The sequence below is a fragment of the Rheinheimera sp. F8 genome (assembly GCF_001518915.1).
In genome coordinates this window covers 4,199,699-4,212,610 of record NZ_CP013656.1, presented here as the reverse complement: position 1 = coordinate 4,212,610, position 12,912 = coordinate 4,199,699, and the positions used below count along the sequence as shown (strand labels likewise).

Below are 12,912 nucleotides of genomic sequence, written 5' to 3'. Positions count from 1 at the left end.
GGAAATAAGTTTGAGCAGTACGCGAATTAAAGACACAACGCCAGGTGCGGGCAGTGCCGAACTTGCTGTGATTAGCGCCAAAGTCATTGAGTGGCAGCGCAGTCATGGTCGTCATCAGTTACCCTGGCAACAGGACGTCACGCCATACAAAGTGCTGGTGTCTGAATTAATGCTGCAGCAGACTCAGGTTGCGACTGTGATCCCGTATTTTAATCGCTGGATGCAGGTCTTCCCAAATGCCGAAGCGCTGGCAGCTGCTGCTGAAGATGAAGTGATGCGGTTGTGGCAGGGCCTTGGTTATTATGCCCGGGCACGTAATTTACAAAAAGCCGCCCGTTATATCGCTGAGCTCGGCGAATTTCCGGCAACGCTCGATGCTTTATTGCAGGTGCCGGGCGTGGGCCGTTATACCGCAGGTGCCATCATGTCGTTTGCCTATCTGCAATATGGGCCTATCGTCGACGGTAACGTCAGGCGCCTGTATTGCCGCTTGTTTGCGCTTGACGGTATCCCGAATACTCCTGCGCTGGAAAAACAACTCTGGGCGAAAGCCGAGTTGCTGACGCCGAATCATCAACAAACACACGCGGATTGCCGCGCTTTTGCTCAGGGTTTGTTGGATTTAGGCACTACAGTCTGTAAACCACGCCAGCCTTTGTGTGAGTTGTGTCCGCTGGCCACGCATTGCCAGGCGTTAGCGCAAAATCGGATTGCGTCATTGCCCAATGCCAAACCGAAAAAAACCATACCGGTCAAAGACGGCCATTTTTTGCTGATCCGCCAACAACAAAAAGTCTTGCTGGTAAAAAGACCAGGCGCCGGCATCTGGCCAGCTCTTTGGTGTTTGCCGCAACCTGAGTTGGCACCGGCAGATGCTGATCTTGCCGGCGAATTCAGTCATCAGTTCACCCATTACAAATTGCAGGCAAAAGTCTGGGCAGCTGAATTGACGCTGCAAAACGCCGAACAAGCCTGGGTTGATCTGAGTTGTCTGGATGATTTTGGCTTACCGGCGCCGGTGCGGCTCTACCTGCAATCAATGCTAAAAGCAGGCTAGTGCTGTGACGGCATTTACGAAAAACGCCTGCAGCCAAACTAAAATGCATTACAATAGCGCCACTTGTGCTATTCGGAGATATTAAATGGCCCGCGATGTATATTGTGTATTCCTGAAAAAAACCGCCCCTGGTCTGGATTTCCAGCTATATCCGGGTGAGCTTGGTAAAAAAATCTTCGACAACATCAGCAAAGAAGCGTTTTCGCAGTGGCAAAGCAAACAGACCATGCTGATCAATGAGAAAAAGCTCAACATGATGAACCTCGAACATCGCAAACTGCTGGAAGAGCAGATGCAGAAGTTTTTGTTTGAAGGCGAAGCTGTTGATATTGAAGGCTATGTGCCACAAGCTAAATCTTAAGCCGGAACTGACCTATGGCCCGTCGCCTGCCGCCGCTAAACGCATTAAAAGCCTTTGAAACGGCCGCCCGCCATTTAAGCTTTACCAAAGCGGCAGAGGAAATGTTCGTCACTCAGGCGGCGATCAGCCATCAAATCAAAGCGCTGGAAGATCACCTTGGCCTCAAGTTGTTTATGCGGAAAAACCGCTCTTTATTGCTCACTGAAGAAGGCCAGGGTTATTTCCTCGATATCAAAGAAATTTTCCTGCAATTACACGAAGCCACTGAAAAACTGCTGGCACGCGGCGCCAAAGGCTCGTTGACGGTCAGTCTGCCGCCTAGTTTTGCCATCCAGTGGCTGGTGCCTCGGTTAAGCCTGTTCAGTGAACTGAATCCAGATATTGATGTGCGCATTCGTGCTGTCGACTACGAAGAAGGTTCGCTGACCGACGATGTCGACGTGGCGATTTATTATGGCCGCGGCAGCTGGCGCAATCTGCACGCAGACAAGCTGCATACCGAATATCTGGTGCCGGTGTGTTCTCCGATGTTGTTAAATCGTGCCAAACCTTTAAACGAACCGGCGGATTTACGTTTTCATACGCTATTGCATGATGGCACCCGTGAAGCCTGGAAAGCCTGGTTTACCAGCCAGGGTTTTAAGCATTTTAATGTCAATCAGGGGCCGATTTTCAGTCATACCGCGATGGTGTTACAGGCCGCTATTCATGGCCAGGGCGTGGCGCTGGCACACAATATTCTGGCGCGACCGGACATTACATCTGGCCGCTTGATTGTGCCATTTAACCATGTGTTGCAAAGTAAAGATGCTTATTATCTGGTGTGCCGCGACAATCAGATTGAACTTGGCAAAATTGCCGCGTTTCGCGACTGGATGAATAAACTGGTGGCGCAGGAGCAGGAAGCCTTTAACGAGCAGCAGTTTAATATTGCGCTGGTCTCTGAGCAGGATTAAACCATGGCTATATCGGTTTTTCCGGCGGCGACCCAGCCAACGCTGGCGCGGTTATTGTTGCTGCATGGCGCCGGGGCATCAGTACAGTCGGCTTTTTTTCAGCAGTTGATCCCACTGTTAACCGCAGCCGGCATTGAAGTGCATGCTGCAAATTTTGCTTATATGGCAAAAACTATGGCTGGCCAGCGGCAGGTGGCGCCAAAAGCGGAAAAGCTGCTGCCAGAGCTGGAAGCGATGATTCAGAGCTTAAGCCAGGCCGAAAACGGCGCTGCACTGGCTGCAGAACAAGTGCCTTTGTGGCTTGCTGGTAAAAGTTTAGGCGGTCGGGTCGTCAGCTTGTATCTGGCGGGCGCGGAAGTAGCACCGCAGGTCGCAGGCGGGCTGGTATTTGGTTATCCGCTGTGTCCACCAGCCAAGGCGAAAGATCCGGTGAAAGCTGCGCAAGTGACTTTGTTACGCAGCAGTTTTCTGCAGCAGTTACAACGACCGCTGCTGATTTGTCAGGGCAGCCGGGATGCTTTTGGCTCAGCTGCAGATCTGCAAAAGGCCGGTGTCGGCCAAGCTGGGCCAGATCCGTCACCAGATTTTATGCCGGCAACGGTGCTGGAACTGGCGCTGGCAGATCACGATTTTGCGCTGCCGAAAAGTCGGGCCCGGCAAGCTGCGACAGCGCCGGATGCGGCATTTGTGCAAGCAGCAACAGCGGCGGCGGAATTTATCCGCAGTCACCATGCTGTTTTGACGCCTATAACAACCAAGGAGTAACCACATGCAATGGATCTGGAAACTGAGTTTGAGTCTGTGCGGTTTGTATGGTGCTGCGGTTGTTGGCATGAGCGCTGCGATTTCGCATCATTTTCAGTTTGTGATGGTCACAGAAGAATTTAGCCGGCTGGTCTCCAGTACCGGCGTACTGGCGTTTCAGGCGATAGCGCTACTGGTGCTGTCGCTGTATTGCCTGCCGCGCAATAGCGGCTGGCGTGACGAATTCAACCGGCCGCAGCATATGTTGCTTGGTTTGGTGATGTTGGGTTTTCATCTGGGCCTGTGGTGTTTTGTCTACACTGTTTGGGCCGGATTATTTGAGTTACCGCTGTATTGGCGCCAGTTGGCACCTATTGGCGGTCAGATGCTGATTTTTTGCTGGGTAGGCTTAATGTTGCTCCCCTGGCTTCGGAAGAACTAATGAAACAATTGTTGATGTATTGCCGCTCAGGTTTTGAAAAAGAATGTGCGGCAGAAATTCAGGACAAAGCCGGCCAACATGGTGTGTTTGGCTTTTGTAAGCTCAAAGCCAATGATGCTTTTGTCATTTTTGAAGCCTATGACGGCGACGCGCTGGACCGGTTTTTAATTGATTTCCCATTTTCAAAACTGATTTTTATCCGCCAGTGGGCCTTAGTGATTGGCGACTGGCTGGAGTTGCCGTCAACCGATCGGATAGCGCCAGTGCTGGAAACGCTGCTCGGCGCCGAAGTCAGCGGCATTGGTGAGCTGCGGATTGAATATCCGGACACCAACGACGGCAAAGAACTGTCGACGCTGGCGCGTAAATTAACAGTGCCGCTGCGCCAAAGCCTGCGCCAGGCCGGCGTTATGCTGAAAAAAGAAAATTTACGCGCACCGGTATTGCACCTGTTTATGCAAAGCGGGCAAAAAGCCTTGCTGGCAATGTCTTACCCGGAGAACAACAACTCGCTGGAAAACGGCATCCGCCGGCTGAAGTTCCCGTCAGAAGCACCAAGTCGTAGCACGCTGAAACTGGAAGAAGCTTTCCTCGAATTTATCCCGCGTGATGAGTGGGACACGCGGCTGGCATCCGGTATGCGCGCGGTCGATTTAGGCGCTTGCCCCGGCGGCTGGACTTATCAGCTGGTCAAACGCTCAATGATGGTCGTGGCGATCGACAACGGCGCTATGGCCGAAAGCCTGATGAATACCGGCCAGGTCAAACATTTTATGGTTGACGGCTTTAAGTACAAACCAGAAAAATTCAACGTGTACTGGCTGGTCTGCGACATGATTGAAAAACCGCAGCGGGTAGGCCAGCTGATCTGCGACTGGCTGATCAACGGCTGGTGTCAGGAAAGTATTTTTAACCTGAAACTGCCGATGAAAAAACGTTATGAAACAGTGCAGGAAGTACTGGCAGAAATGCAGCAACGTTTTGACGAAGCCGGCTTAAAAGTGAAATTCCAGGTCCGCCACCTGTTTCACGACCGCGAAGAAGTGACCGTACATTTGTGTAAGGCCTGAGCCGTAGTTCCGGCTGCAGGCTTTGCACTCAAAACGCCGCACCTATGCTGATTTTCTGTTTGGAATCAAACAAATCCAGTGAGGTGCGTGGCATTTTCGGTAGTAACAGCGTCAGTTCGGTTCTGTCGTAATGCCAGGACCAGCTGATGCGGATCTTGTCGGTCAGCGCATAACGCAGGCCGGTTTCTATATTCAGTTCGCGCTCAAAATCAAAAATGCTGAAAGGCTGGCTTAGCAGCTCCAGCAAGTTGCCTTCGCTATACACTTCCAGCAAAGTCCCCGGCCATTTGTGGCTGAAATCCCAGGCTAAAGACGCTGTGTTATAACCAAGCGGCGAATGAAAGTCTGGCAGCAGCCGGAAGGTTTCGTCTTCACGAAAATAAGCCAGTTTGTGACCCACCAGCAAAATCAAATCCAGCCGGGTCGGACCTTGTTGCCACACCGCATAACCGGGGCCGGTACTGGCATCAATATTTTTGTAATCACTGGCCAGATAGTTGTAGCTGTAGTCGGCATTGACGCGCCAGAACAGCTGCGGGCTGTAGAAATAATCGAGCCCCGGATTTAACTGATATTTGTGGGTTTTACGCGCCGCTTCTTTGGTTTCGTAGTCGTAATTGGCATCAAACTTACTGCGCCAGTCACCACGGCGATATTCAAAGCGTTCAGTCAGACTGTAGTTTTGTGCCTGCTCTTTACCGGCACGGGTCGCCGCACTTAAATCCAGCTGCAAAGACCATGGTTTGGCCGGCGCTGCGGCTGCTGGTGGCGTGGTTGCAACTGAGGTTACTGTTGATGATTGTTCGTTCTTTTGGCGTAGCGGACTAAACGCCTGCACTTCACTGCGTTTAATCGTCACATCACCGGCATAAGCGGTATGGATCACCAGCTCCCTCGCCGAACTGCTTTTGAGCTCACCACTAAGTCAATCACCATTTTTCAGCCGCACCTGATAGAGATCGCTGCTGGCTGCGAATGCCAGTATAGGTAGCAAACTCAGTACCGTTAACGCAGTTTTTATTCCAATAAACCTCATCAGTCGCTTCACCAAATTCGTTTGCGATATACCGCATCATGGCTTGAAGTGACATTGAAACTCAATGAGTTTTGCTGTTAGAACCACATTGGTGCTGAGGTAGGGGGGCGAGGAGCGAAGCGAATTGCACCAATATGGACTGGTACATCAAGAACGATTGAATCTGCACGGCAAACAGACTTGGCGCCACGAATAGCCGCAGGTAACAGCAAGCGAAACACTTTGGGCGTCACACTCCGTACATGATTAAGTCAGAAAACAGTGCCAAACGGCACAGACGACAACAACGCAGACACGCCGTAAATACGTCCATGTAGGCTCGTCAGCCGCTATCCCTGCGGCTGACGGTCTGCTTTTGTTATCGTCCGACCGTTTTGATAGCGCATTTGATTCACCGCTTTGTGCCAATAGCGGACATTTTTTAAACGTCATGTACGGTGGCGCTTCGCTGACCGCRMCWKGTATGTTGAACCTTAATGAATTGATAATAAAACCAGTTTACCGGGGAGGCTGTCCGTACCTTGAGGCTGTTTATTCTGACCTCGTTCGTAGAGTAGCCCCCCGCCTCATTGCTCAACTCGAAGAGTATCCGGAAGCCTTGTATTACAAGGACTTCGCATCACAAGGTCGAGCCGGGCATCAAGTGCGAGGTCGGGGAGCCGGTGACTATTCTGGCCTATTTGATGTTCAAAGGGGAAGCATATGAGTGGTTTTGTTGGGATTGACGTTGCTGCGAAGACTGTTGATTTGGTAGTCAGAGATGATGACAAAACCAGTAAGTCCGAACAGTTCAGCCAAACACCTGATGGCCATGCTGCTGTGGTGCGCAAGCTACAAAAGCTAGCCCCTGAACTCATCGTGATGGAAGCAACCGGGATTTATTATCTCGACCTTGCGGTGGCGTTAGCGAAGGCAAATTTGCCCGTGGCAGTGATTAATCCCAAGAGTTTTCATCACTTTGCAGCGCTTAAGCTTAATGGCAACAAAACAGATGCGGTCGATGCTGCACTACTGGCAGAGTTCGCGCAGTGCATGAGACCGCGCTTATGGACGCTGCCTCAAGATGAACTGCTTGGACTTCGCGATATTGGCCGGCAGCTCAACCGGTTAACAGGCAGTCGCACTCAGGCAAAGAATCGTTTGCATGCGTTGATGTCCAAAGGGATGACGTTGCCAATGCTGATTGAAGACGAGCAGGAAGGCATTGAGCAACTGGAACGACGCATCAAACGTCTGACTCAGGCAGCTTTGACACTGATTGTCAGTAATGAAATCTTAGCTGCACACTTTGACCGACTGACGGCCGCCAAAGGCATTGGCGAGACCAGTGCCATCGCGATATTGGCGGAGTTGTGCGTATTGCCATCGACGATGAAAGCCCCGCAGGTCAGTCGTTATGCGGGACTGGACGTACGCAAAACCGAATCTGGTAGCAGCGTCAACAAACCCGGGCGCCTGAGCAAAGCGGGTAATGCCTATCTGCGTGCAGCTCTGTACATGCCAGCAATGAGCGCAGTTCGTCATGATGTCAGAGCCAGAGCGTTTTATGAGGCGTTAACCGGGCGTGGCAAAAAGAAAATCCAGGCACAATGCGCCGTAATGCGGAAATATCTGGTTGGCATCTGGGCCTGCATGCAGACCCAGACTACCTTCGACTCAAGTTTGTTGTTCAGCGAAAAGCACCTGAACCATTGACCGGAAACAGAGTATCTACACTCAAATCGGGGAAGTAGGTACCGGCAAGCAACGCGCCGCCGTACAATTAAGACCCTGGGTTATGCCCGCAACTGGCACAAAGCCCACTGAATCGCCCGCTATTGTGAGGTCTGGAAAGCCGGATCCGCAGCCGGCCAGCGCTGCATTTCATGCAGCCTTGATACCGTGCGTTCAAAAGCAAAACTGAGCTGACTGGCCTGATACCATTGCTCGGGGGGCGTGCTTGCCGTACAGAGTAACAACACCCCGCGCTCGTAACATTCGTCGACCAGCGCGATCAGCCGGCGGGCTTCATTGTCGAGTTTGCTGACAAAAACATTGCTGTGCTCGCGCTGATAACTCTCTTCGACACCATGTAAAATGGCGGTGTCGCTTTCGGGCAGAAACTGCGGAATATCCGCCAGCGCGATGGCCCGATACTGTTTGCTTTGATCCTGCTTGCCCTGATCTGGCTGACACAGCGTCATGTAATCGAGCTGGCTGCGTGGACCGCTGCAAAGCGCCATAAAATCAAAGGCAATCACCTGGTCATTGCGCCACAACGCCGGGATCGGCCTGCCATGCAGCTGGATCAGCGGGCAGGGCTCAACAGCGCCAAATAGCTGCTCTGCTTGTTGTTGCAGCCAGACGCTCGTTTTATTTATGCCGAGATAGCGCCAGTCGGTTTGTTGCTGGCGGCGGTAGTCAATGCCGGCATCAAGACTGCAAATGTGGCAATGTTGCTGTAATAAATCGATAAAGGGCAGGAAGCGGGCGCGCTGCAGGCCATTTTGATACAAGTCTTCCGGCGCGCAGTTCGACGTGGCGACTAAAACCACACCTTCGGCAAACAGCTGGCGCCATAATGTGGCGAGTAACATCGCATCGCCAATGTCGCTGACAAAAAACTCATCAAAACACAGCAGCTGATACTGCTCTGCCCAGCTGCGAGCGACATGCACCAGCGGGTCAGCCTCACCTTGCCTGGCGCGCAATTCCTGATGCACCGCCGCCATAAAATGGTGAAAATGCAGTCGCAACTTACGTGGCGTTGCGGTGCTGTCGAAAAACCAGTCCATCAGCATGGTTTTGCCACGACCAACCGGGCCATAAATATAAAGCCCTTGTCGGACTGGAACTGTAGCGACCTGCACCGACAATTGTTGCAGCTGTAACCAGACCTGCTGTTGCTGCTGGTCCAGTTGCATAACGGGCTTCGGTAGTACCGCGTGAATAGTCATGAAAAAGTCCGGCACGGTCAAAATGACGCGAGCATAACAGTGACCGCGTCCGGATCAAGCGTTTATTGTGGTTTTTCCGCCAATTTTGTTGCCGTGTTGATCCGCTCATCACTGCTCGGGTGACTGCTCAGATAACGCAGCAATGACTCCAGTTGGCTCGTGGTGCTGCTTTTTTTGCTTAACGCACTGATCGCATCTGCAAAAGCGGCGGGGGATTTGTCACGCGCTATTAATTGCTGCGCCGAAAACAAATCGGCCTGACGCTCCATATCGCGTGAAAATGCGGCATCTAACAATGCTGTGCCGCTACCGATCAGCGTATCAGCGACCCCTTCCAAATCGCCGGTCACTAAGGTCAGCAGCATTGTTGATGCCATTGAGCGGGCCAGCAATTGCATGCCATGCCGGTGAATACTGTGACCTGCTTCGTGCAACAACACGGCCACCAGCGCATCCGGTTTGTCCTGCAGCAGGTCGATCAACTGGTCGGTAAAAACGATAGTGCCATCGGGCAGGGCAAAAGCATTAGCGCCAATACGCCCGCCGTCGCGGAATTCAATACGGTATTGGCCTTGCGCCGGCAATAACGATTCAAGGCCGGACAATTCCTGCAGCCACTGAGAACGATATTGGTGCTGACGTTCGGCAGGCAGTTTTGAAGGTTCCAGATGCAGCTGATCCAGTATGTTTAAAGTCTGGTGACTGGTGATTTGGTACACTTTGTCCGGAAACAACGGCACCAGCCGTTCGGCGGTGGCTGGCATGCCAACAGCTAACCACCACCAGCCCAACAATGGCAGCAGTAACAAAGATGCCAGAATTAAACCTTTGTTTTGCTCCAGTTTTTCGCTGAATCCGGCAGCAGAGCGCCGGGCCGGCCGATAGCTGGCATCGGCAGCGCAAAATAGCGCGCCATCCGCCAATTGCCATTCTGCCGGCAAGCCAGGGATCAGCGCCTGCAGATGTAAGGTATTGACAGAGCCAGTCGTGATCAACAGGGCTTCAGACGTTTGCCACAGTTCAAAATGACTGTCGTCCAGCCGCAACTCTGCGTCGACCTTTCGGTTTTGCCCCGGATAAAAATAGCTGCCTTGAATAATCTGCATCATCAAATCAACGCAAAATCAACGTCGTACAAGTCAGCAAGTTCTTCAGCGACAACAGAGGATGGTGTACTCAATTGATCGTATAACTGATCCAGCGCCGGATATAAGGTGATTTTGGTACCAGCGGCCAGCAATTGCGCCTTACGGACTTTGGTCCAAGGAAATGCCAGACCGGCAGTGACCAGTAATAACAACAGGTTGGTGACGGCGACATACAGCGCTGTTGACACAGGTACGGTAGATTCCAGTTCAACCAGGCCTTCAAGTCGGGTCCGGCTGAACAGGTGGTTGCGGATCCAAATCTGATACAACGTCCCTGATAACGTGCCAATCAGCGCATAACTGAAAAACATCGTTGCTGTGACCAGCATGCTGTTTTCCGGGGCCGCCGCCGCTGGGTCGGCATAAATACTGGTGCCAATGATGAAGCCCATCAGCAGGACAATCCCCATGCTGAGCAGACCAGACAAGAAAGTGGCGGCATAATAAGGACTGACATCCGGAGCAGTCTGAAACGATTTTTTACCATAAGTGCTGTGCTGAACGATGTATTTGTCTAGCGCCCGCATCGCCAGAGGTAATGCCAGAAACAGCGTAAATAAACTGAGCAATGGGTAGATCACAAAATTGAGCAATGAACCCAGATAAGTACCATTAAAACCAAAGCGCACGTTGCGGTAGCTGGTCATACGGAAGTTAAATTTGAGGCTTTGATTCAGTAACCATGGGGTCAGAAACAGAAATACAATGGCGAATATCAGGGCAAAGATCGGAAAGAAATGGCTGAGCAGCGAAATGACGGCGAAAAATGCAACGGCAATCAACCGACCTTTCAGAATTTGCAGCGGGGTTGCCAGATAACGGAAACCCTGACCATCAACACGGCTATGACCGTAGAAATACTGCAGGGTTCTGACTTTGGCCCATGCGGAATAAATGCCTAAAGTCAGCACTGATAACAGCAGGTTGACGATCCAAATGCCAAAATATTCGCGGCCATTGCCAGTGAAGAGTACTTGCGTGGTGCGAGGTTCAAGCGAAGTCGTTTGTAGTTCCATCTGAGGGCTCCATTTTTGTAAGCCCTCATTAGAAACATTTAGTCACAACATTGTCAAATTATGTAACTTATGTACCTTTATTCGCTGAAATCATTATTCACTTGGCCCTTTGCCAATATAACGCTCCAGCCATTGACCAAATTCGTGGTACCAATAAATCGAGTTTTGTGGTTTTAAGATCCAGTGATTTTCGTCCGGGAAATACACCAGTCGGGCATCAACGCCTTTGCCTTTCAGCACACCATACAGCGCTAAACCTTGCGTGACCGGCACGCGGTAATCCTGTTCACCATGGGTGATCAGCATTGGTGTATTGAAGTTTTCCGCGAACATAGCCGGGCTGGCTTTGAGCACATTGTCTTTGTCTTTCCACGGTGAGCCAGCATAAGCGTAGGTTCGCAGTAGTGTGCTGTCTGAGGCAAACTGCGCCATCAGGTCGTAGACACCGGCGTGATTGATCAGCGCTTTGTACTTAGTGCTGTGACCGGCGATCCAACTGACCAGATAACCACCGTAACTGCCACCGGCCGCGGCAACACGGCTTTCGTCGATATAACCGCGTGAGGCCATGTAATCAATGGCGGCTTCACTGTCAAAAAACGGCTTGGTCGCATGGTCACCGTGGATCGACGCGGTAAAGGCTTCACCAAAACCGGTAGAACCGTGGAAATTTGGCATAATGACGACATAACCCATGGCGGCAAATACCTGTGGATGCCAGCGCGTGCCAAAGGCATCATTAAATGCACCATGCGGGCCGCCGTGTAACAGACTGAGTAACGGCCAGCGTATGTTGGTATCAAAATTCGGTGGGAAAATGACAAACATCTGGATTGGTTTGCCATCCGAGCCCGGATAGTTCATCTCTTCGACTTTACCCCATTGGGTATTTTGTTGCAGCGCGCTGTTGATCTGGCTGATTTGTTTTAATGTGCGGCTTTTATTGTCGAGCAGGAAAATCTCCGGCAACTGGCTGATGCCATGTTGCACCAGCGCAAACTGGGCCGGTCCTGCCACCTGCACTTGTTCATTACTGGCCTGACGCAGCACTTGTTTCACCGGTCCGCCGGCGGCTGGCACTGAGAATAACGACACCCGCGCTTTGTCTTCAGCGAGGAAATACAGCATCTGGCTGTCTTTGCTGAAAAACCATTGCTGTGGCGACAAATCAATATTGCCGGCCAGCACTGTGGCGGTTTTGGCAGCGAGGTCAAAGCGGGTCATTTTAACGTTATCGTTACCAAAATCGGTGCGTTTTTGTGCGCCGTACAGCAAGCTGCGACCATCCGGGCTGAACACAGGTTTACTGTCGTCCGCCGGGTTGGCTTCGGTCAGATTCACCGCTTTACCGCTGCCATCAGTCGGCACTAAATACACATCAAAATTCAGGCTGTTATACGGCGGTTTGCTACTGACAGCACTGAGCGCCAGCTGTTGGCCGTCCGGTGATAAATCAAATTCCACCCCACCATCCAGACTGGTCCATTGCGTCCAGCCCGGGGTCAGCGCCTGTACTTCACCACTGTTCAGGTCATAGGCAAAAAACTGTGTGACTTTGTCGTCGGTCAGAAAATGATCCCAATAGCGATACATGCGGTTTTCACTGACTTTGGCCGAATGCAGCGGTTTTTTCTCAGCTTTTAACAAGGCAAAATCGCCGGCAAAGCCGGCCGGCACTTCAGCGCTGAACAGGATTTTTTTACCATCCGGGAAAAAGCGTGGATTGCTGACGCCAACCGGTAAATCGGTCAGCTGGCGCGCTTCGCCGGCGCCCAGGGTCAACAATTGCAGCTGGTTTTTTTCACCATCGCGTTTGGAGACAAACACCAGTTGACGGCCATCCGGGCTCCAGGCTGGCTGATTGTCCGCCGCCGGATGAAAGGTCAGTTGGGTTTGTTTGCCGGAACCCAGCTCCAGCAGATGCAGATCAGCGTTGCTTTTATTTTTCGCCAGATCATAGCGGTTCAGACTGAATACGGCGCGTTGGCCATCCGGTGATACCTGCATACCGGTTGGTTTTTGCACCTGGTAAAGGTCGGTGGCGGTCAGTGGCGCAGCCGGGGCCGCTTGTAAGGCATAACTGGACAGAGTAAACAACAGACTGAATGGCAAGCATAATTTCATCGGAATTGTCCTGACAAAAGGC

General features: G+C 51.8%; 13 protein-coding genes. 7 read left to right on the top strand and 6 right to left on the bottom strand.

Annotated elements, in window-relative coordinates:
• The first annotated feature begins 10 nt into the window (after window positions 1–10).
• From mutY to rlmM, 6 genes are all read left to right on the top strand, one after another.
• Window positions 11–1,057 (top strand): A/G-specific adenine glycosylase, encoded by a 1,047-nt coding sequence (gene mutY / locus ATY27_RS18675; RefSeq protein WP_244151276.1) that lies wholly within the window; start codon window positions 11–13, stop codon window positions 1,055–1,057.
• Between the two features lie 85 nt (window positions 1,058–1,142).
• Window positions 1,143–1,418: an oxidative damage protection protein gene (locus tag ATY27_RS18670; protein WP_208930733.1), complete on the top strand. Its 276-nt coding sequence runs from the start codon at window positions 1,143–1,145 to the stop codon at window positions 1,416–1,418.
• A gap of 14 nt (window positions 1,419–1,432) precedes the next feature.
• Window positions 1,433–2,374, top strand: coding sequence for a transcriptional regulator GcvA (locus tag ATY27_RS18665; protein WP_208930734.1), 942 nt, complete (start codon window positions 1,433–1,435; stop codon window positions 2,372–2,374).
• A 3-nt stretch (window positions 2,375–2,377) separates the two neighbouring features.
• On the top strand, window positions 2,378–3,139 hold the full coding sequence (locus tag ATY27_RS18660) for an alpha/beta family hydrolase (RefSeq protein ID WP_208930735.1): 762 nt from the start codon (window positions 2,378–2,380) through the stop codon (window positions 3,137–3,139).
• 4 nt (window positions 3,140–3,143) lie between these two features.
• Complete coding sequence (locus ATY27_RS18655) at window positions 3,144–3,560, top strand: hypothetical protein (RefSeq protein WP_208930736.1); 417 nt, start codon at window positions 3,144–3,146, stop codon at window positions 3,558–3,560.
• Window positions 3,560–4,630, top strand: a complete 1,071-nt coding sequence (gene rlmM, locus ATY27_RS18650) for a 23S rRNA (cytidine(2498)-2'-O)-methyltransferase RlmM (RefSeq protein WP_208930737.1) — start codon at window positions 3,560–3,562, stop codon at window positions 4,628–4,630. Before ATY27_RS18655 ends, rlmM begins: the two co-directional genes overlap by 1 nt.
• 28 nt (window positions 4,631–4,658) lie before the next feature.
• On the opposite strand, the gene ATY27_RS18645 is transcribed toward rlmM, so the two are convergent.
• Entirely contained in the window at window positions 4,659–5,516 is an 858-nt protein-coding gene (locus tag ATY27_RS18645) for a DUF481 domain-containing protein (RefSeq protein WP_208930738.1), read from the bottom strand.
• 43 nt (window positions 5,517–5,559) lie between these two features.
• The gene (locus ATY27_RS18640) at window positions 5,560–5,721 is read right to left on the bottom strand and encodes a hypothetical protein (RefSeq protein ID WP_208930739.1); all 162 of its coding nucleotides are present in this window, start codon (window positions 5,719–5,721) and stop codon (window positions 5,560–5,562) included.
• A gap of 647 nt (window positions 5,722–6,368) precedes the next feature.
• Between ATY27_RS18640 and ATY27_RS18635 the strand changes: the two genes are divergently transcribed.
• Window positions 6,369–7,361 (top strand): IS110 family transposase, encoded by a 993-nt coding sequence (locus tag ATY27_RS18635; protein ID WP_208932112.1) that lies wholly within the window; start codon window positions 6,369–6,371, stop codon window positions 7,359–7,361.
• A gap of 119 nt (window positions 7,362–7,480) precedes the next feature.
• Here the strand turns inward: ATY27_RS18635 and zapE are convergent, their stop codons facing one another.
• The 4 genes from zapE to ATY27_RS18615 form a co-directional block, all read right to left on the bottom strand.
• Entirely contained in the window at window positions 7,481–8,602 is a 1,122-nt protein-coding gene (gene zapE / locus ATY27_RS18630; protein ID WP_208932111.1) for a cell division protein ZapE, read from the bottom strand.
• A 62-nt stretch (window positions 8,603–8,664) separates the two neighbouring features.
• Window positions 8,665–9,711 carry a M48 family metallopeptidase gene (locus ATY27_RS18625; RefSeq protein WP_208932110.1) on the bottom strand — a complete coding sequence of 349 codons (1,047 nt, stop codon included), beginning with the start codon at window positions 9,709–9,711 and terminating at the stop codon, window positions 8,665–8,667.
• Window positions 9,711–10,766 (bottom strand): YjgN family protein, encoded by a 1,056-nt coding sequence (locus tag ATY27_RS18620; protein WP_208932109.1) that lies wholly within the window; start codon window positions 10,764–10,766, stop codon window positions 9,711–9,713. Before ATY27_RS18620 ends, ATY27_RS18625 begins: the two co-directional genes overlap by 1 nt.
• A gap of 93 nt (window positions 10,767–10,859) precedes the next feature.
• The gene (locus ATY27_RS18615) at window positions 10,860–12,890 is read right to left on the bottom strand and encodes a S9 family peptidase (protein ID WP_208932108.1); all 2,031 of its coding nucleotides are present in this window, start codon (window positions 12,888–12,890) and stop codon (window positions 10,860–10,862) included.
• Between the last annotated feature and the right edge of the window lie 22 nt (window positions 12,891–12,912).